Annotated in this window: 21 protein-coding genes and 1 pseudogene; 9 read left to right on the top strand and 13 right to left on the bottom strand. The window is 71.9% G+C overall.

Features of this window, described 5'->3' with window-relative positions; all coding sequences use genetic code 11:
• Positions 1-27: 27 nt before the first annotated feature.
• Positions 28-612 (top strand): GNAT family N-acetyltransferase, encoded by a 585-nt coding sequence (locus CcI49_RS22275; protein WP_083473229.1) that lies wholly within the window; start codon positions 28-30, stop codon positions 610-612.
• Here CcI49_RS22275 and CcI49_RS22270 read toward each other — a convergent pair.
• On the bottom strand, positions 604-1,344 hold the full coding sequence (locus CcI49_RS22270; RefSeq protein ID WP_198955595.1) for a hypothetical protein: 741 nt from the start codon (positions 1,342-1,344) through the stop codon (positions 604-606). The genes CcI49_RS22275 and CcI49_RS22270 overlap by 9 nt on opposite strands.
• A 215-nt stretch (positions 1,345-1,559) precedes the next feature.
• Between CcI49_RS22270 and CcI49_RS22265 the strand changes: the two genes are divergently transcribed.
• The gene (locus CcI49_RS22265; protein WP_076829056.1) at positions 1,560-2,771 is read left to right on the top strand and encodes a helix-turn-helix transcriptional regulator; all 1,212 of its coding nucleotides are present in this window, start codon (positions 1,560-1,562) and stop codon (positions 2,769-2,771) included.
• Positions 2,772-2,832: 61 nt separating this feature from the next.
• On the opposite strand, the gene CcI49_RS22260 is transcribed toward CcI49_RS22265, so the two are convergent.
• The 4 genes from CcI49_RS22260 to CcI49_RS22245 form a co-directional block, all read right to left on the bottom strand.
• Positions 2,833-3,636 (bottom strand): MBL fold metallo-hydrolase, encoded by an 804-nt coding sequence (locus CcI49_RS22260; protein ID WP_054566196.1) that lies wholly within the window; start codon positions 3,634-3,636, stop codon positions 2,833-2,835.
• Entirely contained in the window at positions 3,636-4,433 is a 798-nt protein-coding gene (locus CcI49_RS22255; RefSeq protein WP_054566197.1) for an alpha/beta hydrolase, read from the bottom strand. The genes CcI49_RS22260 and CcI49_RS22255 overlap by 1 nt, the downstream gene beginning before the upstream one ends.
• Positions 4,430-5,269, bottom strand: a complete 840-nt coding sequence (locus CcI49_RS22250; RefSeq protein WP_054566198.1) for an alpha/beta hydrolase — start codon at positions 5,267-5,269, stop codon at positions 4,430-4,432. The genes CcI49_RS22255 and CcI49_RS22250 overlap by 4 nt, the downstream gene beginning before the upstream one ends.
• 89 nt (positions 5,270-5,358) lie before the next feature.
• Positions 5,359-8,286: a LuxR family transcriptional regulator gene (locus CcI49_RS22245; RefSeq protein WP_241840187.1), complete on the bottom strand. Its 2,928-nt coding sequence runs from the start codon at positions 8,284-8,286 to the stop codon at positions 5,359-5,361.
• Positions 8,287-8,431: 145 nt separating this feature from the next.
• On the opposite strand from CcI49_RS22245, the gene CcI49_RS22240 reads away from it, so the two are divergent.
• The 3 genes from CcI49_RS22240 to CcI49_RS39825 all read left to right on the top strand — a co-directional run bounded on the left by CcI49_RS22240 (position 8,432) and on the right by CcI49_RS39825 (position 11,147).
• The gene (locus CcI49_RS22240) at positions 8,432-9,439 is read left to right on the top strand and encodes a helix-turn-helix domain-containing protein (RefSeq protein ID WP_054566199.1); all 1,008 of its coding nucleotides are present in this window, start codon (positions 8,432-8,434) and stop codon (positions 9,437-9,439) included.
• A gap of 185 nt (positions 9,440-9,624) precedes the next feature.
• Positions 9,625-10,122, top strand: a complete 498-nt coding sequence (locus CcI49_RS22235; RefSeq protein ID WP_054566200.1) for a hypothetical protein — start codon at positions 9,625-9,627, stop codon at positions 10,120-10,122.
• 53 nt (positions 10,123-10,175) lie between these two features.
• Entirely contained in the window at positions 10,176-11,147 is a 972-nt protein-coding gene (locus tag CcI49_RS39825) for a hypothetical protein (protein WP_054566201.1), read from the top strand.
• Positions 11,148-11,226: 79 nt separating this feature from the next.
• On the opposite strand, the gene CcI49_RS22225 is transcribed toward CcI49_RS39825, so the two are convergent.
• Positions 11,227-12,507 carry a cytochrome P450 gene (locus CcI49_RS22225; RefSeq protein WP_054566202.1) on the bottom strand — a complete coding sequence of 427 codons (1,281 nt, stop codon included), beginning with the start codon at positions 12,505-12,507 and terminating at the stop codon, positions 11,227-11,229.
• A gap of 48 nt (positions 12,508-12,555) precedes the next feature.
• Positions 12,556-14,181, bottom strand: coding sequence for an AMP-binding protein (locus CcI49_RS22220; protein WP_076829053.1), 1,626 nt, complete (start codon positions 14,179-14,181; stop codon positions 12,556-12,558).
• A 113-nt stretch (positions 14,182-14,294) separates the two neighbouring features.
• On the opposite strand from CcI49_RS22220, the gene CcI49_RS22215 reads away from it, so the two are divergent.
• Positions 14,295-15,566 carry a helix-turn-helix domain-containing protein gene (locus CcI49_RS22215; protein WP_076829051.1) on the top strand — a complete coding sequence of 424 codons (1,272 nt, stop codon included), beginning with the start codon at positions 14,295-14,297 and terminating at the stop codon, positions 15,564-15,566.
• A 333-nt stretch (positions 15,567-15,899) separates the two neighbouring features.
• A complete protein-coding gene (locus CcI49_RS22210) occupies positions 15,900-18,263 on the top strand; it encodes a diguanylate cyclase (RefSeq protein ID WP_054566205.1) in 2,364 nt (787 codons plus the stop codon).
• Positions 18,264-18,351: 88 nt separating this feature from the next.
• On the opposite strand, the gene CcI49_RS22205 is transcribed toward CcI49_RS22210, so the two are convergent.
• Entirely contained in the window at positions 18,352-19,578 is a 1,227-nt protein-coding gene (locus CcI49_RS22205; RefSeq protein ID WP_076829049.1) for an amidohydrolase family protein, read from the bottom strand.
• A 141-nt stretch (positions 19,579-19,719) separates the two neighbouring features.
• The gene (locus tag CcI49_RS42640) at positions 19,720-20,055 is read right to left on the bottom strand and encodes a hypothetical protein (protein WP_198955594.1); all 336 of its coding nucleotides are present in this window, start codon (positions 20,053-20,055) and stop codon (positions 19,720-19,722) included.
• A gap of 46 nt (positions 20,056-20,101) precedes the next feature.
• On the opposite strand from CcI49_RS42640, the gene CcI49_RS42635 reads away from it, so the two are divergent.
• Positions 20,102-20,347 carry a hypothetical protein gene (locus CcI49_RS42635; protein ID WP_198955593.1) on the top strand — a complete coding sequence of 82 codons (246 nt, stop codon included), beginning with the start codon at positions 20,102-20,104 and terminating at the stop codon, positions 20,345-20,347.
• Positions 20,348-20,623: 276 nt separating this feature from the next.
• On the opposite strand, the gene CcI49_RS22195 is transcribed toward CcI49_RS42635, so the two are convergent.
• The 3 genes from CcI49_RS22195 to CcI49_RS22185 all read right to left on the bottom strand — a co-directional run bounded on the left by CcI49_RS22195 (position 20,624) and on the right by CcI49_RS22185 (position 23,348).
• Positions 20,624-21,769: an enoyl-CoA hydratase/isomerase family protein gene (locus tag CcI49_RS22195; protein ID WP_076829355.1), complete on the bottom strand. Its 1,146-nt coding sequence runs from the start codon at positions 21,767-21,769 to the stop codon at positions 20,624-20,626.
• 157 nt (positions 21,770-21,926) lie between these two features.
• Entirely contained in the window at positions 21,927-22,913 is a 987-nt protein-coding gene (locus tag CcI49_RS22190) for an aldo/keto reductase (RefSeq protein WP_076829038.1), read from the bottom strand.
• A gap of 57 nt (positions 22,914-22,970) precedes the next feature.
• Positions 22,971-23,348 (bottom strand): DUF2255 family protein, encoded by a 378-nt coding sequence (locus CcI49_RS22185; protein WP_054566209.1) that lies wholly within the window; start codon positions 23,346-23,348, stop codon positions 22,971-22,973.
• A 152-nt stretch (positions 23,349-23,500) separates the two neighbouring features.
• On the opposite strand from CcI49_RS22185, the pseudogene CcI49_RS44510 reads away from it, so the two are divergent.
• A pseudogene (locus CcI49_RS44510) lies at positions 23,501-23,912 on the top strand (helix-turn-helix domain-containing protein); the annotation flags it as partial.
• Between the two features lie 116 nt (positions 23,913-24,028).
• On the opposite strand, the gene CcI49_RS22180 reads toward CcI49_RS44510, so the two are convergent.
• Complete coding sequence (locus CcI49_RS22180; RefSeq protein ID WP_076829035.1) at positions 24,029-25,069, bottom strand: alpha-hydroxy acid oxidase; 1,041 nt, start codon at positions 25,067-25,069, stop codon at positions 24,029-24,031.
• Positions 25,070-25,140 lie beyond the last annotated feature (71 nt).

Genomic DNA, 25,140 nt, shown 5'->3' with positions numbered 1-25,140 from the left:
TGCCTGAATAGCATCGTCAGGGTGAACGTGCGCCGCATCGAGGCTGCCGACGCCGAGCGGCTGCGCGAGGTGCGACTCGCGGCGCTCGCCGACGCACCCGACTCGTTCTGGCAGACCCTGGCCGGTGAAGGCGCCCGGCCCTTCGCCGACTGGCAGGCCCGCGCGGCCCGCAACGCCACCGGCGACGCGCACGCCACCTTCCTGCTGGAACACACCCCGGGCCGGCCCGAAGGCGCCCTGGGGCAGCTCGTCGGCATGGTCGACGTGCATCGTCCGTCGCACGCGCCGGAGTTCCGCGAGCTCGCCGCGATGTGGGTGGCGCCGGCCGTGCGCGGCACCGGGGCGGCCGACCTGCTGCTCGGCGCCGCGCTGGGGTGGGCGCGGGAGGTCGGCGCGGTCGGTGTGCGCCTGTGGGTGGTGCCGACGAACCCGGCCGCCGTCGGCGTGTACCTGCGCCACGGCTTCCGCCCCGTCGGCACGGTCGAGGAGGCCGCCCCGGACCAGGCAGGAAAGGTCTACCTGCCGATGCTGCTGGCGTTGGACGACGACGCCGCCGCCGAACCGACGTTCCTCGAACGCGCGCAGGCGCCCTGGACAGACGAGTCAGGATAGGCCCCGCGGCGCCCGGCGGACAGTGTTCTCCCCGTCGGTGACCAGCGGGGGAAAGTTCGCCTCCCACACCTCCACCGGTGAGATGACTCCGTGGTCGCGCAGGTGTACCCGATGCGCCGAGAACGTCACTCCGTCCGGGATCATGTCGTCGCTGGGAAGTGACCCCGCCATCACGATCCGGGGCAGCGTGCCGGCCGCGAGCCGTTCGTGGCGCAGCCGGACACCCACCGCCCACGCCACCCGCGTCTGCATCAGGGATGTGAAGCGGCGATGCAGCACAACCAGGCCCACGGTGGCCAGTTGCGCCACGCCGATGCTCGCCCCGACCATCACATCCGCGTCGACCCGGATCAGGTCGCACAGCARCATCTCCTGTGCCTCCCCGCCCGCCTGGATCGACGCAGGCAGCAGGCCGACGATCAGGCTGTCGGACGGCTCCGGCCACAGGGCCCGAAGCCCACCGGACTCGAACTCCCAGCGGGTGGCCGCCGTAGCCGTCGACGGGGTCGTCTCCGCCGTGGATCCGCCCGCCGGGTCATGATCATCTCCGGCGCCGGACGCGGCCATGCCCCGCGGCGCGGCGTCCGGTAATCCGGCGACGGAACTCCCGGCCCACGGGTAATCCAGCCACCGGAATTCTCCGGGCAGCCAGGGCCAGGGCGTGAACCAGTCGTCGTTATTCCACATCCATTCGTCGTCAGCGTCGATGTCCGTGCTGTCCCCATCCCTCATAGCCACCTCCCGAATCCGTCAGCGCCGCTGGCGATCGCGAGCGGAGTCATGTCGTGGGACAGGCTATGTTTCGCGCGTAACCAAACGTTCACACCTGCGAACCGATTTGGCCGGACGGGTCGTGTGGCGTTCACCGCCGTGAATGCGGGGTGTCTCATCGGGCGGGATAGGCTGGCGGCACCTGCCCGCGCTCCGTGAGACCGGGAGACGCTGTCATGAACGACGGATCGGAACTGCCGACAATCGGCATACGCATACGGTCCTGCCGGCGCTACCGCGGAATGAGCCTGGAGACCCTCTCGGGGCTCACCGGACTGTCCAAGGGCTTCCTGTCGATGGTGGAGAACGGCCAGCGCCGCATGGACCGCCGATCACACCTCGAAACGGTGGCCGCCGCCCTGCAGGTGTCGATCACGGACCTGACCGGCCAGCCGTACGCGCCGACGAACCCGGCCCAGGCCCAGTCCCTGGCGGCGATTCCCGCCCTTCGCATCGCCATCCTGGGCACGGCCTTTCACGAGCGGCCGGAGCGGCCCGCCCGACCCGTCGCCGAACTCCAGCGGATCGCCGCCGAGGTCGGTGTCGCCTGGCAGGCATCGGAGCACGCCAGCTACGCCCCGCGCCTGCCGGAGCTGATCGAAGGGCTCCACAGCCACGCCGCCGACCCGCACGGGCCGGGCTCCCGGGCGGCCATCGCCACCCTCGTCGAGGTCTACCGCGCCGCGTTCGTCCTGGCCAAGGACCTCGGCTATGTCGACCTCGCGTGGATCGCCGCGGAACGTTGCGTGCAGGGGACGCAGCTGCTGGAAAGCCCGGAATGGGCCGCGCTCGGTGAGTTCTCCCGCGCGAACGGCCTGCTCACCGCCGGGGCCCGCGACCGTGCGCGCCGGGTGGCGCAGCACGCGGCGGACACCGCCGCCGCCAGTCTCGACCACCCGGACGTCATGCCCGTCTACGGCATTCTTCACCTGACCGCGGCATTGGCCGCCGCCCCCGGCAGCGACCCCCGCGACATCGACGCCCATATCGCCGAGGCCGCGGACATCGCCCGGCGCACCGGGGAGACCAGCGCCTTCCGCCTGCATTTCGGGCCGACAAATGTCGCCGTCTGGCAGGTGAGCATCGCCGTCGAACGAGGCGACGGCGGCAAGGCCGCGGAACTGGCGCAGGGAGTCGACCCGACCGTTCTTCCGTCGCGCCGCCGCCGCGCGCATTTCTACGCCGATCTCGGCCGCGGCCTCGCGCAGACCCGCGGAAAGGACCAGGAGGCCCTCGCCATGTTCCGCGAAGCCGAGAAACTCGCGCCCGAGCAGATCAGAACCAGCCCGCTCGTCCGCGAGACCGTCGCCGTCATGCTGCAGCGGGCCCGCAGCGCGGCCGGCGGCCGCGACCTACGCGGACTCGCCTACCGCATGGGCGTCACCTGAGAACACAACCCCGCCGTGGCCGGCCTCCTTACGGCGCGCCCACGCGGAAACGGCCGAGAGGTCAGGTTTCCAGGTCGGTGGGTGATCCCAGGGGCAGCCAGCGGATGCGGTCGCGGACGTCGGGCGGGGCGTCCGCGAATTCGCGTTCGATGGTGGCTCGGGACTGCTGGAAGTGCTGCCACCCCTCGTAGTGCACCGGCACGGCGGTGTGCGGCCGGACGGCGCCGAGCAGGTCGACCGCGTCGCGGGCGGTCATCGTGTAGCGCAGCGGGCCGGTGACCGGGAAGCGCACACCGCCCAGGTGCAGCAGCGTGAGCCCGACGGTCAGCCGCTCGGCGACGTGGCGGACACCGCCGTAGAGCACGGTGTCCCCGGAGATCCACAGCACGCCGTGCCGCTGCCCGTCCCAGCGCAGGGCGAAGCCGACGACGTCCCCGACGATCGGATGGCTCAGCGGCGGCCCGTGCCGGCACGGGGTGGCGGTGACCTCGATGGACGGCCGCCCCGGAGCCTCCAGCGTGGTCGACTGCCAGGGGCTCAGCCCCCGGGCGCCGGCGCCGAGCCGGGCCGCCCCGGGCACCGTGGTGATGACCGTGCCCGCGGAGGGCAGCAGTGCGCGGCCGGCCTCGTCCAGGTTGTCGCCGTGGTGGTCGTGGGTGAGCAGCACCGCGTCGATGGGCCCGAGCTCGCCGGCCGGGATGGCCGGGCCGGCGAGCTTGCGCGACGAGGTGCCCCAGCCGAACGCGTACCTGCGCCCGGCCGGGTCGAACGTCGGGTCGGTCAGCAGCCGCCAGCCCGCGAACTCCAGCAGCGTGGTCGGCCCGCCGATGTGGGTGACGCGGACGGTGTGCGGGGCGGAGCTCATCACTGTGCGTGCCGCAGCGCCCAGTCGAGGGCGTAGTCGGCGATCTCCTCCCAGCCCTTCTGCGCGGGCAGCAGATGCGCGTACCCCTCGTACTGCTTGATCTCGGTGATGGTGTTCGACTTGTAGTGCTTGGCGTTCGACTGCTGGATCGCCGGCGGCATGATGTGATCCTCGCTGCCGGAGATGAACAGCAGCGGCGCACGGTCGTCGTTGTGGTAGTTCACCCAGGTGTCCTGGTGGCCGGGCTGGAAGTTCGCCAGGACGCTGCCCCACAGGATCCCGCCGTTGGCGGGGATGTGGTAGCGCTCGTAGAGGGCCTCGGCCTCCTCGGCGGTGAACGTGTTCGTGAACGCGTACGTCCACTGCTCGAGCGAGAGCCCGACGGCCTTGTGCCGGTTGGCCGGGCTCTTGAGCACCGGGAACGTGGACTTCACCTGGGACAGCGGTACGACCTTGACGCCCTCGGTGGGCGCCGAGTTGAGCGCGACGCCGGCCGCGCCGTAGCCGCGGTCGAGCAGGATCTGGGTGAACGCGCCGCCGGCCGAGTGGCCCATGATGATCGGCTTGCGGTCGAGGCCGTCGATGATCCCCCCGATCTTCTCGATGATCGCGGGAACGGTGACGTCCACGATGATCTGCGGGTCGGCCCGCAGCGCCTCCACCTCGACCTCGAAGCCCGGGTAGCCGGGGGCGATCACCCGGAAGCCCTTCGCCTCGTAGTAGCTGATCCAGTTCTCCCAGCTGCGGGGCGTCACCCAGAAGCCGTGGACGAGGACGATCGTGTCCGGTGCGGTCACTGAGACTCCTTGTGTTTGTCGAGGAAGGCCAGCAGGTCGTCGCAGAGCTGCTGCTTGTGGGTGTCGGTGATGCCGTGCGGTGCGTCCGGGTACACGACGAGCGCCGCGTCCCGGATCCGCGTGGCGGAGGCCTGGCCGCCGACCTCGAACGGCACGACCTGGTCGTCGTCGCCGTGGATGACGAGGGTCGGGATGTCGAACGCGTCGAGATCGGGACGGAAGTCGGTGGCGGAGAAGGCCGCGATCGACTCGTAGGCGTTGCGGTGCCCGGACTGCAGGCCCTGGCGCCAGAACGCGTCGCGCACGCCCTGGGAGACGCTCGCCCCGGGCCGGTTGAGGCCGAAGAACGGGCCGTCGGCGAGGTCCCGGTACAGCTGCGACCGGTCGGCGAGCGAACCGGCGCGGATCGCGTCGAAGACATCCACGGCCAGGCCGCCCGGGTTGTCGTCGGTGCGCAGCATCAGCGGCGGCACGGCGGAGACCAGCACCGCCTGGGCGACCCTGGCCGTGCCGTGGCGGCCGATGTACCGGGCGACCTCCCCGCCGCCGGTGGAGAACCCGACCAGCGTGACGTCCCGCAGGTCGAGGGCCTCGATCAGGGCGGCCAGGTCGTCGGCGTAGGTGTTCATCTCGTTGCCGCCCCAGGTCTGGGTGGAACGGCCGTGCCCGCGGCGGTCGTGCGCGATGGCCCGGTAGCCGTGCTCGGCGAGGTGGAGCTGCTGCGCCTCCCAACTGTCGGAGTTGAGCGGCCAGCCGTGGCTGAGCACGACTGGCCGGCCTTCGCCCCAGTCCTTGTAGTAGATCTGCGTGCCATCAGCGGTACTGACGAACGGCATGGAAGCGCTCCCAGGGGGAGAGTGCCGAACTCCGGTCCCCACCATCGTGGGGCCGGGCGCACGGCCGCCGAATCCCGCGAAACACGTAGTCACGAAAGCCGGGCCGTCCCCCGCGTGTGGTTCGGGCCCGACCCGGCGTCGGCCGCGTTGTCGGCGTTGTCGGTGTTGTCGGGGTTGGCGGCGTCGTCGGGGTGCCGGCCCAGCTCGGCGGCGAGCACGGGCCCGAGCTGGCGGCGGGACGTCACACCGAGCTTCCGGAAGACCTTGCGCAGGTGGTAGTCCACGGTGTTGGCGCTGATGAACAACTGGGCCGCGATCTCGGTGTTCGTCGCACCGGTGGCGGCCAGCCGGGAGACGGCGAGCTCCTGAACGGTCAGGCCGGTGACCGTTTCCGGGCTCCGGGGGCGGCAGGTCTCGCCGGTCGCGGCGATCTCCTGCGCGGCCCGGGCGGCGAATCCGGCCGCGCCGATCTCCTCGAACATCACCAACGCCGCACGCAGCTGGTCGCGGGCGTCCCGGCGACGCCTGCGGCGGCGCAGCCACTCGCCGTAGAGGAGGTGAGCACGGGCGAGGTCCGTGCGGGCGCGGCTGGCGGAGAGCAGGGTGATCGCCTGCCGGTAGAGCGGCTCGGCGCGGTCGTCGGGGGCGAGCACGGCCTGGCAGCGTGCCAGCAGGCCGAGCGCCCACGAGCCGCCGGCCGCCGTCGCACGCTCGGACAGCGTGCGCAGCGTCGCGGTCGCGAGCACCCGGTCGCCGCTGCGCACCGCGGCCTCGACCAGGTTCGGCAGGACCCGCGAGTGCACACCGCGAGTATCGGAGGCGATCAGATGGTGTGCCTCGGTGCGGGCCCACGCATAGTCGCCGCCACCGAGCGCGAGGATCACCCGCCCGATCCGGGCGATCGACTCGACGGCACCGTTGCCGAGCCAGGTCGCGGCGCGCATCGAATCGTCCAGGACCTTGGTCAGATCGTCCCCGCCGGCCCGCCACGCCAGCAGCTCCGGGTGGCGGTAGATCGCCCACACCTCATCCGTGGCGCCCATCGCCGCGCGGACCTGGTTGCCGTCGGCCATCAGCGTGTCAGCGGCCGCGAAGTCGCCGAGATTGGTCTCATGCATCACCGCGCAGTACAGGGCGGTGTCCAGCTGCCACAGCGCGCCGGCGCGCCGGGAGACCTCGACGGCCCGGCGGATCACCGCGGTGTGCAACGGCTCGTCCCAGATCATCATGCTCATCCAGACCGCCGACAGGTAGCCGCGCAGGTAGTCCTCGTCGGAGGTGGACGGGCCGACCAGCACCTCGCAGGCGCGTCGCAGGTGGGGGACGGCGGCCACGTACCCGTCGAGGGCGAGCACGTCGAAGGCACGCAGGAGCAGGTCGGGCCCGGTCGCCAGCCTCGCGCCACCGGTGCCGTCACCGGTGCCGGTGTTGCCCGGCGTGGCGTCGCCGTCGCCGCCGCCGTCGTCGTCGGTGATGCCCAGGATCTCCCGGATCACCCGCGCGATGTCGGCGTGGGTGATGTCGAGCAGCAGGCCCTCCGCGCCGTTCGTGTACTCGACGGCCTTCAGCAGCGCGTCCCGGGCCCGTTCCGGCGCGTCCGGGCCGAACGCCGATGCCGCCCGCAGTGCCAACGCCGGCGCCCGGGCGAACGCCCCCTCGGCGCCCAGCGTGAGCAGCGCTCCGGCACGGACCACCAGCGCCCTCCCGCGGCCGACGTCATCCGTCGCCGACTCCTCGACGGAGTCCAGCAGCGCCTGCGCCTGCAGCGGGGCGCCGGCGAGGAAGGCGGCCTCGGCGGCGGCCAGTCGCCGCTCGGCGCGGCCCGACGTCTCCGGTGTGAGTTCGGCGGCCCGGGCGAGGTAGGTGGCCCGGGCCGCGTACCCGCCGCGCGCGCCGGCATGGTCGGCCACCCGCTCCAGCTCGGCGGCGACATCGGCGTCGGTACCGGCGCAGGCGGCTGCCAGGTGCCAGGCCCGCCGGTCGGCGTCGGCGGGTCGGGACGTCGCCTCGGCCAGCGCGGCATGCGCACGGCGCCGCGCGACACTGGTGGCACCGCCGTACACCGCGGACCGCACCAGCGGATGGCGGAACTCGACGGCTGCCCGCACCGCCACCAGCCGCGCCGCCTCGGCGGGGCCGGTCGCGTCCGGCCCGACCCCGAGCCGCGCGGCCGCGTCGCGGAGATAGTCGAGGTCGCCGGCCGGCTCCGCCGCCGCCAGCAACAACCAGGTCCCCGTGGGCTCCGGCAGCGCCGCCACCTGTCGCAGGTAGTGCTCCTCCAGCCGGCTCCCGACGGGCAGCGGCTCCGGCAGCGACACCCCACCGGCCAGCTGGGCGCCGGTCAGCTCCTGCCCCAGGTCGGTGAGGGCCAGCGGGTTGCCGCCGGTCGCGGCCACGATGCGGGCCCCGACCCGGGCGTCCAGCTTCCCCGCCACGGTCGAACGGAGCAGCTCCAGCGCGTGTTGCTCGTCCAGGCCGGTGACGGGCTGGACCGGAATTCCGGCGAGCCCGTCACAGCGCCCCCGCACCGCGAGCAGCAGGCCTATGCCGTCGGCGTGCAGCCGGCGCCCGACGAACGCGAGCACGCCGAGCGACTCGGCGTCGATCCACTGGGCGTCGTCCACGCAGCACAGCACAGGCCTGGTGGCGGCGACCTCCGCGAGCAGCGTCAGCGTCGCGAGCCCGACCAGGAAGCGGTCGGGCGCCGGCCCTTCGGCCAGCCCGCACGCCACCCGCACCGCCTGCTCCTGTGCCGGCGGCAGGCCGCGTGGCGCTCCTAGGAACGGGAGCAGCAGCCGGTGCAGCGCGGCGAAGGCGAAACCGGACTCGGACTCCACGCCGGCGACCCGGACGACCTGCACGCCCGCGCCCGCGGCGGCCTCGGCGGTGTGTTCCAGCAGGGCGGTCTTGCCGATGCCGGCGTCCCCCTGGAGCAGGAGAACGCCGCTGAGCCCGTCACGCACGGACGCGACCAGCCCTTCCAGGCGTGTACGTTCCTCAACCCGCCCACGCAGCACCGCTACCTCCTGATAAGACTCCGGAAGGAACGTTAGGGGGGTGGTGCGCCGACAGCAGGGCTGTGCGTGCACCGTTGTCGGCTCACCGTGCACACAGGGCGGAGCAGAGTACACAGGGCGGAGCGGAGTACACAGGGCGGAGCGGATGGGATTCGTGCTGGACACGGCGGACCTGCCGCCGGGGGAGCGGATCGACGCCGTCCACGCGGCGATGATGGAGGCGTCCGTCCCGTCGCACGTGATCCACGAGAACCCGGGCGGTGACGTGCGCACCCGCCTCGAGGTCTGGGATCTCGGGGCGGCGAACGTGTTCGTCGCCCGCTCCTCCGGGCTGCGCCTGCTCCGTACGGCGAAGCAGGCCAGGCAGGACGCCGCGCCGGTGGTCGCGCTGTCCGTCCAGCTGCGCGCCGACGGCCGCCATGAGCAACTCGGGCACCAGCAGACCGTGCCGCCCGGCGCGCTGATGATGGCCGACCTGTCGTCGCCGTACGACTTCTCCTGGTCCGGTGACGGCGCGGCCGGCTGCATCCAGATCCCGTTCGAGCAGGTCGGGCTCCCGATCGACGTGATCCGTCGCGCGGCGGTCAACCTGCGCGACAGCCCGCTGTACGGCCTGATGACCGACCATGTCGCCCACCTGGTCCGGGAGGCGCCGAGCCTGAGCGTCGACCCGGCCGCGCACCTGCTCGGGCGGGGAAGCATCGAGCTGGCCCGCGCCCTGCTGGCGTCCGCCGCGCACGCCGAGCCGCGCGCCCGTGACGTGCTCGACGAAACGCTGCTCACCCAGATCCGGGCCTACTGCCGCCGGCATCTCGTCGACCCCGACCTGCGGCCGGCCGTGATCGCGGCCGCCCACAACATCTCCGTGCGCCACCTGTACAAGATCTGCGCCCAGGCCGACGTCAGCCTCGAACAGTGGATCATCGGTGAGCGGCTGCGGGGCGCCCGCGAGGAACTACGCCGCCCGGAGCACCGGCACCGCACCATCGCGATGGTCGCCAGCCGCTGGGGCTTCAGCGACCCCACCCATTTCACCCGCCGCTTCCGCCGCCTGTACGGCGTCACCCCGCGCGAGTGGCAGCGGCAGTCCGCGGAGCCGCACCGCTCCGGTGAGCAGCATTGTCCCGGGGAACAGGCAGCGCCCCGACCGTGAGGGCCCTGGGATTCGACTCCGCTGTTCGGTGGGCTTGAGGTCCGCTCCGGAAACGGGCGGCGGGAAATCGCATAGCAGCCGATCCTTCRCCACCACGGCCCTACTATGTTGCCTTGCTTGTCTCTTCTTGCTCTCCTTCTCCTTCGGTGGCCTGCGGTGGAACGAACGTTGGAAACGGAGCCCCTGTGGACGTCGATCTGAGCGAGGCCGAGGAGATCCAGCAGCGTCTGCGCGCGCAGCACCGCGCACTGGGAGAGAAACCCCGGCAAGGTGTGGAGTACCAGGAGGCGGTGAACGGTCTCCTGCGGACCACCGTCGAGTTGCTGGACAGCAAGGATCGGGCGGAGAAGGCAGCCGAGGAACGGCGGCGACTGGCGGCCGTCAGAACAATCCGGATGGTCAGTGCGGTGACCGCTGGTGTCGCGGCGCTCGTGCTCGTCTCGGCCGCGGCCGGCTGGGTCAGCCGATGGTGGCTCCTGATAGGCGTCCCCGGGCTGCTGGCCCTTGTGAACCTCGGTGCCGAGTCGCGCCGGCCACGTACCGGACAGGACCGTCGCCTCCTGCGAGCCGTGGCCCTCGCCACCAGCGCCGCGGCGGCGGTTCTGGTCGCCTTCGGCGCTCTCCCCGGCTGGTGTGCGGTCATCGTCGTCCTGGCGGTCCTCGGTGTCCTGCTGTCCGGCTGAGCCGGCGCGGTGAGAACGCCGGCCCCGCTGCCGGCTCCATGAAAGGGAGCGCCATGGCAACCGAGCAGGACCCGCCCCACCCCAGCCAGTCGGATTTCGACGATCTGGAAAGGGAGGTTCGCACTCTCAGAGCCGATCTTCGTAAGGCGACGAAGAAGTATGATGACGTCAAACGGCGGGTTGAGCTGCTGGACGATGGCCGCCTGGAGGAGGTGACGGCCGGCCTGGTCGGCCTCCGGGAAGAATTCGAGAAGATTTCGGCGGCGCTGGTCGTGGCACGGAATGATACGGAGGACCTGAAGCTCCGAGTGGACTTCATCGAGCAGGCCGTGCGGTCGACGGACGGGGCCCCCGTGGCCGATCTCGATGACTCCGACCATTTCACCAGGAACCTCATCGGGATAATCCGACGGGGCGACGAGGCGCGGGCCGCGGTGTTGGCCGAATCCGACCGGGCCCACCACGTCCAGGTCGTCGAGCGCCATCGAAGTCTCGGCGACCAGTACGTTCGGCGGCGGTCCGAAGCGGTCAGGCACAGCGCCGTCCTCGCCGACGTGCCGCTGGGCGGCGCTCCACACGGCGAGGCGGCGGACGCCTTCCGCCAGGCCGTTCTTGACGCGGACACTCTTGCGCGACAACTCGAGCAGGTCAGGCAGGAGGCGGCGTCGGCCTCCGCCCTCATCGCCGCGGACGACGACCAGCAGGCCGTGCACGGCCCCGCGATCACTGGCGGGGATGAGGCCCGTGCCCGGCTGTGTCAGCTGCTCCGGCGGCGGGTCGTCGCGGCGGTCAACGAGTCGGCCCTGCTGCCGAAGTGGCTGACCATCGCCCTCGGCTACGGCCCGCCATCCGGGCTGAAAGGCGGTGGCTGGCTGGACACGGCCGCGTCGTTGGCGGCGTACCGCGTCACCTACGGGGTGACGGACCTGGTCGACGCCCTGGGCACACCACCGCGGGAAGGCCAGCGTGGGCCGTACGCCTGGTACGACGAGCTCCGCACGCAGCTGCGTACCTACCAGCGATGAGCCGCCGGTGGGCTGCCGATGGCGAGGCCTCGGCGGGTCCGGGGCGCCGGCCCTGCACCTGAATGCGCGAAGGACGGGCTCAGTGGGCGGTGAAGTCGCAGTTCAGGCGCTTGACGCCGTTGATGAAACTGCTGGCCAGCCATTCGGGTTCGCCGACCGCGTGGATGTCCGGGATGCGGGCGAACAGCTCGCGCCAGATCACCGAGATCTCGCGGCGGGCCAGGTGGGCGCCGAGGCAGAAGTGCGGGCCGTGGCCGCCGAACCCCAGATGCGGGTTGGGGTCGCGGCGGACGTCGAAGCGGTCGGGGCCGGTGAACACGGACTCGTCGCGGTTCGCCGACGAGTAGAACAGCAGCACCTTGTCGCCGGCCGCCAGCCGCTGACCGGCGACGTCCACCTCGCGGGTGACGGTGCGGCGCATCCAGCGCACCGGGCTCGCCCAGCGCACGATCTCCTCGACGGCGGTCGCGGTCGTCCCGTCGATGTCACGTTGCCAGATCTCCCGCTGGGCCGGGAACGCCGTCAACGCGAGCAGCGCGTGGCTGATCGCGGTGCGCGTGGTCTCGTTGCCGGCGACCAGCAGCAGGATGAAGAACGAGGCGATCTCGCCGTTGTCCAGCCGCTCGCCGTCGACCTCGGCGAGGGCGAGCGCGGTCGTGAGGTCATCCGTCGGGTTCGCCCGCCGCGCCGTCGCGGTCTCCTGCAGCAGCGCGGCGAGCTCAGCACCCGCGCCGAGCAGGGCGGCGACGATGTCGGTGCCCTCGGGTACGTAGTCCGCGTCGGCGGAGCCGAGGATCACGTTCGTGCAGCGGAAGACGTCGGCGTAGCGCTCTCGCGGCAGGCCCATCATCCGGCAGATGACCTCCAGCGGGAGCCGGGCGGCGACCCGCTCGACGAACTCGCCCGGACCGCCCGCGACCAGGTCGTCGACGACGGTGCGGGCGATCGCGGCGATGTCGGCCTCGGTCTGCGCGATGATGCGCGGCGTGAACGCCCGGGAGACGATGCGGCGTAGCCGGTGGTGCCGGGGTGCGTCCAGGTTGATCATTCCGCCGAAGAACTCCAGGAACTCCGCCGGCAGGTCGACGATGGTCGTGGCGCCCTGCGCCGACGAGAAGATCCCCGGCTCGGCGCTGATCCGTGCGATGTCGGCGTGGCGGGTGACGGCGTAGTAGCCGGCGCCCGAGGGGATGGCGCCGTTGGCGAAGACCGGCTCCGGGTAGAACGGCAGCGGGCGTTCGGCCCGCAGCAGGGCGAACGCGGCGTCGATCTCGGCCCGCGGCCGGACCCAGAAGGACATGTCGGACAGGTCGACGTCGTCGACCGTGCGTAGCGGCGTCGAACCGGCGGCCACTGTCATCGCGGCGCATTCCTCCCGGGTCGGAGCTGGCTGGTGGCCGGCCTGGTCCTACTGGCTGGCCTGGCTGTTCTTGCTGTACTGGTCTACAAGTAGCCGCTTGTAGAGCTTGCCGGTGGGATGCCGGGGCAGCTCGGTCACGATATCGATGTCCCTCGGCCGCTTCGGGCCGACGAGGTGCTCATGGCAGTAGCGCATCAGCTCGTCGACCAGCTCGTCCTGCGCCGCTGCGATGGCGGTGTCGGTGATGGCCGCGGCGGGACCCGCGGTGGCGGCTCCGGTGATGCTCTCGACGACGGCGGGCACGGGCTGCACGACGGCCTGCACGCGCTGGCCCAGATCCGGGTCGGGCACGCCGAAGACGGCGGCGTCGAGGACGTCCGGATGCCCCACCAGCAGATCCTCGATCTCCTGCGGGTAGACGTTCACCCCACCGGTGATGATCGTGTAGGACCTGCGGTCGGTGAGGTAGAGGAAGCCCTCCTCGTCCAGATAGCCGATGTCGCCGAGGGTCGACCAGCCGCGGGCGTCGTGCGACTCGGCGGTCTTCACCGGATCATGGTGGTAGCTGAACTCGGGACCCCCGGAGAACCAGACCGTGCCGATCTGGCCGGGGCCGAGCTCGACGCCGTCGTCGTCGGTGATGTGCGGGACACCGAGCAGCGCCCGGCCGACCGAACCGGGATGCGCCAGCCAGTCCTGCGGTGAGCAGGCCACATAACAGTTGCCTTCCGAACCCGCGTAGTACTCGTGGACGATCGGCCCCAGCCAGTCGAGGACGGCCTGCTTGACCTGGCGCGGGCACGGCGCCGCCGCATGGATCACATACCGCAGGCTGGAGGTGTCGTAGGCGAGGCGCTGCTCCTCGGGCATCTTCAGCAGCCGCACGAACATCGTCGGCACCACCTGGGCGTGGGTGGCCCGGTACTCGCTGACCGCGCCGAGGAACGCCGCGGGGTCGAACCGCTCCATCACGACGACGGTGCCGCCGAGCCGGGTCGCGGTCACGCAATACCGCAGCGGGGCCGCGTGGTAAAGCGGTGCCGGCGACAGGTAGACCGTGTCCGGCCCGAACCCGTAGAGCTGCCGCAGCAGCGCGGGCAACGGCCCGCCCTCACCGATCGGCGCCGGCTCGGCGATAGCCGACCGGATGCCCTTCGGACGCCCGGTCGTCCCCGAGCTGTAGAGCATGTCCCCGCCCTCCAGCTCGGTGTCGAGCGGACGCGCAGGGAAGGCCGCGACGGCCTCCTCGTAGCGCTCGTGGCCGGGCAGGTCGGCGCCGACCGCCAGTCGGACGCGCACCGATGGCGTGCGGTCGAGCAGCGTGAGCGCCGACTGCTCGGTGGCGGCGGAGACGACCAGGGCCCTGGCCCCGCTGTCGTCCACCATGTAGGCCAGCTCATCGGGAGTCAGCCGGTAGTTGGCGGCGGTGTACAACAGGCCGGAGCGCTGCGCCGCCCAGACCACCTCGAGGTAGCGGGCGTTGTTCTCCATGCAGACGGCGACCACGTCGCCGGGTCGCAGCCCGCGGCTCCACCACAGCTGGGCGAGCCGGTTGGAACGCTCGTCGAGCTCGCGGTAGGTGACCGACTCCCGCACCTGGCCGGCCTCAGTTCCGTCGATGACCAGGTACGCGATCTTGTCTGGCACCTCGCGGGCGACCGATCCCAGGTACACGTGTCTCCTCCGATCCTCATCCACCGCCGACGCGGTGTGAGCGCAGCCTGAGTCTCGACAAATGTGACCTGGATCGCAGTGCATGCCAGCCCGAAACGACGTAGGGGTTTGTTGTGAGATCTCACAACGGCGACGCGAGCCCGCCGGCCGAGCCGGGCCCGCAGCCGGCGCAGCCGCAGCCGCAGCCGGTGCGGCCGCAGCCGCCGCGCTCGATCTGTGACCGGCTCGACCGCTCGCTCGGCGTGATCGCCGGCCGGATGGTCTCCGCCGTGATCGCGGAACTGCCGCCCGCGCAGGTCGTCCCGGAGCTGGGGCACGGTGAGCTGTCCGGCCTCGCCTTCGCCGGAGTGGAGCTGTTCGCCCGCTGCCTGCGCGAGGACCGCCTGCCGATCTCCGCGGAGCTCGCCCTGCTGAAGCCGTCGGTGGCGCTGTCCGCGCCGGACGAGGTGGCGTCCGAGGCCATGCTGATGGCGCACCACATCGGCGCGCGGATCACCCTGGAGGAGGTGGCCCGGCTCGCCGGCCCCGGCGAGGAGGACGACGTGATCGCCGTCGCCGTGTTCCTCCAGCGCTTCCTGCCCATGCTCATCCCCGGCGTCGGCGCCGTCGCCGCCACGAACACCGGTCACGCCGCCCAGCGTGAGCTGCTGCGCGAGCTGGTGGGAGCACTGCTCGCCGGTGCGCCCGCGGAGGTCCTCGCCGACCGTGCGGGGGTCGTGCTCGGCGCCGCCCACGTCGTGGCGGTGCTCCGTGCGCGCCAGCCCGGCGCCCCGGACCGGACGGGCCGCTACGCCCGGCGGCTCCACGAGGCGTTCGGTACCTGCTTCGGGCCGGCGGTCCCGGTTGCCGTGGACGACGACGGCCGCGGCGCGACGGCCCTGCTCCCGGTCGATGACGACGACACCGCCGCCGTCATCGACCGGATACCGGCCCTGCTCGCCGCGGCCACCGAGGCGCTCGACGGCGCGCTGGTGGATGCGTCGGTCGTGGCGGCGGATCGCCGGGCCCGATTGCCCGAAGCCCACGAGCAGGCCACCGAGCTGCTGCGGCTGGCCCGGGCGCTCGAACGCGCCCCGGGCCTGTTCCAGCTTGCCGACCTGCTGGTCGAGTACCAGCTCACCCGGCCCGGCGTCGCGCTGCCGGCGATCGAGCACCTGCTCGACGGCCTCGAGGGCAGGCCCGATCTTCAGCGCACACTGCGGACGTACCTGGCCCTCGACCTGCGCCGCCAGGAGGCGGCCACGGCGCTGCACATCCACCCGAACACCCTCGACTACCGGCTGCGCCGGATCGCCGAGCTGACCGGCGCCGACCCGACGACCGCCCGCGGCCTGCATCTGCTCTCCGCCGGCCTGACCGCCCGCGCGGCCCGCAGGGACCCCTGACGAACGAAGCTTCCCCCGGGTGGCGGGGCGGTTCCCTGGACTCGGAATGGGATGCCTGCGGGCGGATCATGCCGATGGGCACGGTGAGGATTCATCTGGCCACGGTTGGTTAGAATACTGATGATCGGTGTTATGGCGATGCGGCATCCGGACGGTCGTCCGGCCGGGGCGAGCCGATCGGGGATGTGACGTATGCCGATGGATGAGTCCGGTGGGCGGGATCGCCGGCTGTGGCCGGCGGCGTTCGGGTGCTGGTCTTGCTGGGCTTTTGCCCTGTTTGCCACGATCTGCGTTGTCGTACTGCCGGCCCCTTATGATCTTCAGGCTGTCGATATGGCCTGCACGGCGGCGACGCTGGTGGCCACCGTGGTGCTGCTGTCCACCGCGCGGCGCGCCGGTGGGAACGACCGGCGATGGCGCCTGCTGGTCGCCCTGACCACGTTCGGCGGCTTCCTGATCGCGTCGGCGAACTCCTGGCACGGCATCGTCCACGGCGCCGATGTCTACAACGAGATCCAGCTTGTGCACGCCACGTTCCTGCTCGCCTACCTGCCGGCGCTCGCCGGGCTGCTGCTCCTGCCGTCCGAGCTGGTGCTCGCCCGGGCGGGCCCGCGCAGCCTGCCGCGGCCGCACGGTCGGCACTGGTATGTGATCACCGTGCTCGACAGCGCGCTGATCGTCGGTTCCGGCGCACTCGTCGCCTGGTCGACGCTGCTGGCGCCGGTCGTCCACCGAACCACGCTGAGCAGGCCGGCCCTGGCGATCGTCTTCAGCTCCATCGCGATCGGACTGGTTCTCGTCGTGGTGGCGGCACTGCTGGCCACGGCCCGCCGGCCCCGCTCGCTGCCGACGCTGATACTGCTCGCGGCGGGCATGGCCGTCATGTCGGTGACGATGGGTGTCTACCTGTACCTGGCCGCGGCCACAAACGGAGTGGTGCCGGCGGCGGTTCACCTCGGCTACCTCGTCTCCTGGCTGCTCATGATCAGTGCGGCGCTGGTCCCGCCCCCGCCCGGACCGCTGCCGTCGGAGCCGAGCCCGCAGACCGGTGCCTGGGTGTTCAGCGTGCGCGCCGTCCTGCCGTATCTCGCGTTCGGCGCGGCCGGAGCGGTCACCCTCACCCGGCTCGCCACCGGCGCGCGGGCCGATGAGCTCGACTTCTTCGGCCTGATCGGCCTGCTGGTGTTCCTCGTCTGCCGGCAGCTGGCGACGATCGGCGAGAACGCCCGCCTGCTCTCCCTGGTGGACACCAGCCGACGCGAACTGCACCATCAGGCGTTCCACGACCCCCTCACCGGAGTGGCGAACCGGGCGCTGTTCGCCGTGCGGCTGGAACAGGCCGTCGCCGCCCACGTCCGCGACCACCGACGACTCGCGGTGCTGTACTGCGACATCGACGACTTCAAACAGATCAACGACAGCCTCGGGCACTCCGTGGGCGACGCGCTGCTGCAGGTCGTCGCCGGCCGGCTCCAGCACGGGACCCGTGACACGGACACGGTCGCCCGCCTCGGCGGAGACGAGTTCGCCGTCGTCCTCGGCGGTGCGGGTGGTGATCCGGAGCCGGTGGCCCGCCGGCTCGGGAACATCATGCGGGCCCCCTTCCACCTGGGGGAGCACAGCTACCCCGTCGGGATCAGCCTCGGCCTCGTCGTCAGCGAGCTGTCCCCCGGAACGGGCGACCGCGGGGCGACAACCGTCACGGCCGACAGCCTGCTGCGGGATGCCGACATCGCCATGTACGCGGCCAAACGTGCGAAGCGGGGTGGGCTCGTCGTCAGGAGGGCCGGCAGGCCTTCCTCGGACTCCCCGATACAGCTCGGTGGTCAGCTCGCGGCGGCGTTGCGCGGCGAGCCCGGCAACGGGACGCTGGACGTCGTCTACCGCGATGTCGTGGACCTCAGGGACGGTCGCGTCGTCGCCTTCGACGCCGGACCATGCTGGAACCACCCGGAGATCGGCCGCGTCGATGCCGGTCGGCTGTACCGCCTGGCCGGCCGCGGCGGGCTCGCTCGGGCGATCGACACGTTCCTGCTCCAGCGTTGTTGCGAGGAGCTCGGCCATGACACGGCGGACGCCGGCTGCGCCGGTGCGGATGACGGTGCGGATGCGGATGTCGACCGCCCCGCCGTGCTCGTCCCGATCTCCGCGGGCCGTGCTGCCGAGCCGTCGCTGGCCGCCGAGATCCTCGAGGCACTCGCCGAGCGGGGGCTCCCGCCCCGCGTGGTCGTTCCCGCGTTCAGCGCCGCGGCGGCCGAGGTCGGTGACCTCGTCGCGGCCCGGAACGTGCTCGGCCAGCTGCGCCGCAGCGGTGTCCGGTGCGCCCTCACCGAAGCGGCCGGCGACGCCGCCACACTGCGTCTGCTGCGTCTGCTGCCCATCGACATCATCCGCCTCGACGCGGCCCTCACCAGCGTGGACGGTGAGGTACCCGCCAACCGTGACGCCGGCGACGCGGCGGCCGGCGCGGGAGCCGGAAACCGGGGCAGTGGCGAAGGCGACCCGACGATGGCGGACACGATCCGGTCCGCGCTGGTAGGCGCCGCCATCCGGCGTGGTCTCACCGTGATCGCCCCCGCCGTCCGCGGCGAGCGGCAGGAACACCGACTCGCCGCCGACGGCTGCCAGCTCGGGGAAGGCCCGCTCTACGACCGTGCAAGGCAAGGACGTCGAAGACACGGCCCGGCGCTCGTATAACTCGTACAGCTCGTATTCGGGTCTCGGCACGGAACTTCCGGACGGTACCGAGCCGCCGGACGCAGGCGCCTGACCGCAGGGATGGGCACTATCCGAAGGTCAGCTCCCGGGCGTTCTCGGCCATGATCCTGCGCTGGTCCGCGGCCGGGAAGTCGGTGACGTTGGCGAGGAAGTCCTTCGGCTCGGCGACGCCCTCGGCGTGCGGCCAGTCCGACCCGAAGATGATTCGCTCCACCGGCACCGACCGGGCCAGCTCGGCGACCGTCTCCTCGACGAACGGGGAGACCCACACGTTCTCGTGGAACTGGTCCACCGGGCTGCGGGAGAACATGCCCGGGTTCTGGCTGTGCAGGCGCTGCAGGACCCGCAGCAGCGACGGAACCCAGGTGCCGCCGTTCTCGATCGAGGCGAAGCGGACACCCGGATGCCGCTCGAAAAGGCCGTGGCAGACCAGCGCGGCCAGGAAGTCGTGAATGCGGCGCTCGTGCATGAGGGCGTCCACGAATGGCTCGTAGAACGCGAGCGACGACACCTTTCCGGCGCGCCGCCGGCTCGCATAGCCCCAGGTGTGCGCGATCGCGTCCTCGACCTCGCGATGCCCCTCGTCGAAGCCGGCGTGCGCCGTCACCACCAGCCGGGCTTCGGCGACACGTGCCCAGAACGGGTCGAAAACCGGGTCGGCGGGCGACTTCGTCCCGTCGGCGGTGAAGACCGGCCCAGGCCGGATCGTGACAATGCGCGCGCCGCGCCCGATCGCCCATTCGAGTTCCCGGATCGCGCCGTCCAGGTCGGACAGGGTCAGGTAGGGAACGCCGAAGATCCGGTTCTGGTAGGCGAAGCCCCAGTCGTCGTCCAGCCAGCGGTTGAAGGCACGGAAGATGTCCACCGCCGCCTCGATGTCGGGCTGCATCGGGCCTTCCATGCACACGCCCTGGGAGGGGAACAGCCAGATCGCCTCCAGGCCCTGCTCGTCCATGACCCGCAGGCGGGCATCCCGGTTGTACCACTCCGGATGATCGGCCGGCTGCTCGCAGGTGAGCATGTGCGCCACGTCGGCCTTGGCGCCCCGGCCGGCGAAGTACTCGTACAGCGCGCCGGGCCGCGGCCGCGGGTTGACGTCACCGGGGCCGGGAATCCAGGGATGCGGCTCGTCACCGACGACGTAGCGCATCCGCCCGTCGATCTCCTTCACCAGCACGCCGCGATCGGCGTACTTCGGGTCACGGTGGCGGGTGAAGGCGTCGCTCGTCTCCCAGTAGTGGTTGTCGGCATCGAAGATCGTCGGCAGTTCCGGGCTGATGCTGATCACGCTCATCGACCTTTCCGCACGTTCGGAACCGACCGATGCCGCCCGGCGACGGCTCCCTCGGTATCGACACTGACCTCGACATTAGAAATGGCACTGATGAGTGTCAAGGTGCTGGTCGTCCCCTGCCGCGGACTCGCGCCGACGGTCTCATGCGTCGATCAGCAGCTGCTCGCGTGCGATGTCGAACATCTGCTGTTGGATCGCCAGCTTCTCGGTTGTGGCCGCGGTGTCGAAGAGCAGCTGGTAGACCTGGCCTGCCTGGCCCGCCACGAACAGCTCGACCCGCTTGCGCGGCTCGGCCTGGCCGACCCAGTGGTAGTCCATCTCCAGCCAGAGGGCGTCCTTGCCGTTCTGCCGGATCGGGTGGCTGGCAGGCTCGAGGTCAGCCATGGAGGACTCAGCCGTGTTGCGGTACCAGGCGAGCTGCCCAGCGGCGGCGCTCTCGGGTGTCGACCCGTGCGTGGTGTCCCGCTTGACGCTCATGGCATGGACCTCGTCCGGGGAATGCCAGGTGCTCTGGAGCTCGTTCTTGACCACCCGGTTCCAACCGTCCGGCACGGCGAACGTGACAGTGAGGTCGGGTTCGCTGACCCGGCGCCAGCCGGCCGGCAGCACGGGCGGCGCCGCGGCCGGACCGGACCGCGTGGCCGACGCGAACAAGGTCGGCACGGCCGACGCCGCGGAATCGGAATCGGTCGGCGTTTCGAAAACCGGAGTCCGCGAAACGGCCGGCGTCGCGGAAGCCGTCGATATCGAAGGGGCGTCGGCGCCGTAGGCGAGTGAGCCGCCCGGCGGTGAAGCGCCGGTGAGCTGCCCTCCGAACACCGCTAACAGAAGGCCAAGCACGGCGACGACCGCCGAGACCAGTGCGGCGACCTCCCCGACACCCATCCGCCGCCGCCCCGAAGGCATCCCGCCGTCACCCGGACTGTTCATCTGGCCCCCACGCCCCCCGAATCGCCTGTGCCATAGGCACATTCAACCGTGCGGCGCACTCGTGGACCGCCGTCCGGGAAGGACCGCTCGGCGCGTTTCGTCCGGCTGTCGCCGGCTATCCCTGGCGGGGCCGAAGGTCGCCGGTCGGCGGCACGGCGAAGAACGCGCTGACCTGCTCCTGCGACACCTCGGCCAGGGCCGGCGGGTTCCAGCGGGGGCTGCGGTCCTTGTCGATGATCTGGGCGCGGATGCCTTCGCGCAGGTCGTGGGAACGCAGGCTGGCACCGGAGACGCGGAACTCGGTGACCAGCGCCGCCCACAGGTCGGGCAGCCCGGCCGCGGCGCGCAGCGCCCGCAGTGTGACAGTGAGCGCGGTCGGTGACATCCCCTCGATCTCGGTGGCGGCAGCCGCGGCGGCGGGATCGCCGTGTTCACGCAACCGGGCCAGGATCGCCTCGACGGTCGGGGCGCCGTAGCAGGCGTCGATCCAGCCCGCGTTCGCTTCCAGGGCGCTGGGCGGCGGCACTACCGTGAACTCCTCGACGATCTTCGCCGGGTTGCCGGCGTCGGTCGTCGCGGTGAGCGCGTCGATGAGCGCGGGCAGCCGTTCGCTGGGCACATAGTGGTCGGCGAGACCCGCGTACAGCGCGTCCGCGCCGGAGAGGTGGCCCGCGGTCAGCGCGGCGTGCGTGCCCGACTCACCTGGCATCCGGGCGAGCAGCCAGGTGCCACCGACATCCGGCACCAGGCCGATGCCGACCTCGGGCATGGCGAGCCTGGTGTGCTCGGTGACGACCCTGACGCCGCCATGCGCGGAGATCCCGACGCCGCCGCCCATGACGATGCCGTCCATGAGGGCGATGTAGGGCTTCGGGTAGGTGCTGATCCGGTGGTTGAGGCGGTACTCGTCGGCCCAGAAGCCCAGCGACCCGGTGCCGCCGGAGCAGGCGTCCGCGTGGAAGGAGCGGATGTCGCCGCCGGCGCACAGCCCGCGCTCACCGGCACCGTCGACGAGGACGGCGTCCACCTGGTCGTCGTGCTCCCAGTCGCGCAGCGCGGCGTCCATCGCGTCGACCATGGGATGGCTCAGGGCGTTGATCGCCTTCGGCCGGTTGAGCGTCAGCCGCCCGACCCGCCCCCGCACCACCCGAACGACCTCGGACGTCCCCGAGGCCCCGGCCGCTCCGGCGGGCCCGTTCGTCGCGGGTGCTCCGGGCGCTCCGGGAACTGGTGTCTGGGACGTCTCGGGGGTCTGGGTCACCGGTGCGGCCTCCAGCTGTGCGCGGGACGTGATGCCCCGCGTGGTCTCGTTCGTCCCTCCCAGCATCTGGCGTGCGCCCCGCCCGCGCACCCTCTTCCCCGGACCGGTTTCCCAGGCCGGCGCCGCCGCCCGCCTCGCCAGCGGCGGTCCCGTACCGTCAGTGCCCGACCAGGCCCATGTGGTAGGCGTTGTAGCGATCGCCGTGAATACCCAGGCGCTGGGCGACGGCGTCGAGGTCGGCGACCTCGACGGCGGAGAGCGCCACCGAGGTCGCACCCGCGTTCTCGACCAGCCGCTCGCGGCGCCGGGTGCCGGGGATCGGCACGATGAACGGCTGCTGGGCGAGCAGCCAGGCCAGGGCCACCTGCCCCGGGGTCGCCTGCTTCGCCCGCGCCAGCGCGGCGACGTGCTCGACCAGCGCCCGGTTCACCGCCCGGTTCTCCGCGGTGAACCGGGGAATCGTCGCACGCACATCCCCGGACGCGAACGTGGTCGACGGGTCGACCGTGCCGGTGAGGAAGCCCTTGCCGAGCGGGCTGAAGGGCACGAAGCCGATGCCCAGCTCCGCACAGACCGGGAGGACCTCCGGCTCAGGGTCGCGGGTCCACAGCGAGTACTCGCTCTGCACCGCCGTGACCGGCTGGACGGCGTGCGCCCGGCGGATCGTCGCCGCCGAGGCCTCGGACAGGCCGAAATGGCGCACCTTCCCAGCCTTGATCAGCTCGCTGACCGTGCCGGCGACGTCCTCGATCGGGACGTCCGGGTCGACCCGGTGCTGGTAGAACAGGTCGATCGTGTCGACGCGCAGCCGGCGCAGGGAAGCGTCCGCCACCGCCCTGATCTGGGCCGGCCGGCTGTCGAGCCCGACGGAGCGGCCACCCTCGATTCGCCAGCCGAACTTCGTCGCGATCACCACCTGCTCCCGGACGGGAGCGAGTGCCTCCCCGACGAGCTCCTCGTTGACGTACGGCCCGTACACCTCGGCGGTGTCGAAGAACGTGATCCCGAGGTCGAGCGCGTACCGGAGCACACCGATCATCGCCTGCCGGTCGCCCGGGTTCGGACCGTAGCTCTGCGACATGCCCATGCAGCCCATGCCGACGGCGGAGACGCGCAGCCCCTGACCGAGCGTTCGCGTGTGCATCCAGTTGGCCTTTCAGTCCCTGTGTCGCCTGCCGGTCGCCTGCCGGCCGGTTGGTTGTCAGTCGGTGGGGCGCAGCCGCAGTGTGCTGCTGGCCGCCGCGTCGGCAACCATGGGCAGCACGTACCTGTCGCCGAAGCGGGAGTACTTCGCGCGGTAAGCCCGGTCGACTGCTGCTCGAACGGAGACATCCGGTCCGGTGGCGGTGACGTCGCAGTCGACGCCCGCCGCGTGGATGTGCGCCGCGCCCTGGGCCGAGGTGTTCCGGTACCAGGCACCACCGCGCCCGCGCCAGGAACGGACATAAACCTCGTCCTCGACCCGCACCGTCCAGATCGGAACGGGAGTGCGTAGCGTCCCGTCCGGTCGTTTCGTGGTGATGGTCAGCTCCTCCGCGGCGCCGAGGGCGTCAAGCTCCGAAGATGTCCATGCGCTCATCACGTGGCTCCTTCCTGATCTGGCTGTGGCCTGGGCCTTGACCTCGGCCACGGCATCCATGCAACCGGCGTTCGGGCCGGCGTGGGAGGTCACGTACTTCCAGGTTCTGACAGAACCCCCATGCCCCGGCGGGACGCACTTAGCGCGGAGACATGAACGCCAGCCGGTCCGAGGCCCGCGATTTCCTGGTCACCCGCCGCGCCGGCTCACACCCGGGCAGGCGGGGCTGACGACCTACGGGACGAACCGGCGCGTTCCCGGCCTGCGGCGCGAGGAGGTAAGCGCGGCTCGCCGGAGTCAGCGTCGACTACCAAGCCCGCCTGGAGAAGGGCAACCTGGCCGGCGCCTCCGAAGGCGTGCAGGACGCCGTCGCCACCGCCCTACACCTCGACGAGGCGGAGCGCCTCCACCTGTTCGCACTGGCCAGCGCGGCCAACACCAGCCCGGCCCGCGCGGCGCCGTCCACCCAGCGAGGTCCGCCCCGGCATCCAGCTCATCCTCGACGGGATGACGGACGTCCCCGCCTTCGTCCGCAACGGCCGCCTGGACGTCCTTGCCGCCAATACCTGGTTGCTCCGCTGGCGCAGGCGCCATCCGACACGCTGGCTCCGGGCCGGCCGATCACGAGCTGCCTACTCGGCTGGGGGCCGGGCTGATCACGGCTGTTGCCGTTGACCCCCTTACGGCCAGGCGGTTCCGGTGGCGTAGGCGAAGCCCAGCAGGTCGGGGGTGAGATCGTCCAGACTGCGGGCGCCGGCGAGGGTCATGGCGTGGCGCAGCTCGGAGGTGAGGGTGCTCAGCAGGYGGTGGACGCCGTCGGCCCCGCCCGTCGCCAGTGCCCACAGGACGGGTCTGCCGAGCAGCACCGCGCGGGCCCCGAGCGCGAGCGCGGCCAGGACATGGACGCCGCTGCGGATCCCGCCGTCGACGTAGACCTCGGCGCCGGTGCCGGCCAGCGCCTGGGCGACGGCGGGCAGGGCGGTGGCGGTGGGGATCGCGGCGTCCAGCTGCCGGCCGCCGTGGTTGCTGACGACGACCGCGCCGGCCCCGGCCCGCACGGCGGTCAGCGCGTCGTCGGCGCGCAGGACGCCCTTGACGATGACCGGCAGCCGGCTGAGGCCGCGCAGCCAGGCGATGTCGTCGAAGGTGAGGGCGGCGGCGATGGGGCCGGGGGGATAGCTGGTCAGAAGTTCGCCGCCGTACCAGGGTGCGTCCGCACTGGGCGCGGGGAAGGGACGGTCGCCGATCACCGGGGTGTCGACGGTGAGGACGAGCGCGGCGGCACCGGCGGCCTCGGCCCGCCCCACGAGATCCTCGGTAAGGGAGCGGTCGCGCAGCACGTACACCTGTGCCCACCACGGCGCACCGCCGTCGCGGATGTCGGAGTAGGGCCGGCTGGTCATGCAGGACACGCAGACGAGGGAACCTGCCTTCGCCGCGCCGAGCGCGGTGGCCACCGCGCCGCCGGGTTCGACCACGTGCTGGGCGGCGGTCGGGGCGACCAGCACCGGGGTCTGCACCGGGGCGCCGAGCACCGTCGTCTCGGTGGTGACGCTGGTGACGTCCCGCAGCACCCGGGGGTGCAGACGTAGCGCGTCCCAGGCCGGCGTCGCCTCGTCGAGCGCGGCGTGGGTACCGGCGCCCTGGCGGAAGTAGTCGTACACGTCCGTCGGTAGTACCGCGGCGGCCTGCTGCGCCAGCTCGTCCAGCCACCGGTTCACAGGCCGGCCCCGGACCCCACGCGAACCTCAACCTTATTGTTCATCGATATGATGATAAATAGATGACCGCC

This window comes from Frankia sp. CcI49, assembly GCF_001983215.1.
Taxonomy (GTDB): domain Bacteria; phylum Actinomycetota; class Actinomycetes; order Frankiales; family Frankiaceae; genus Parafrankia; species Parafrankia irregularis.
The sequence above is the reverse complement of the archived record's forward strand: the minus strand, read 5'-3'. Positions and strand labels throughout refer to the sequence as shown.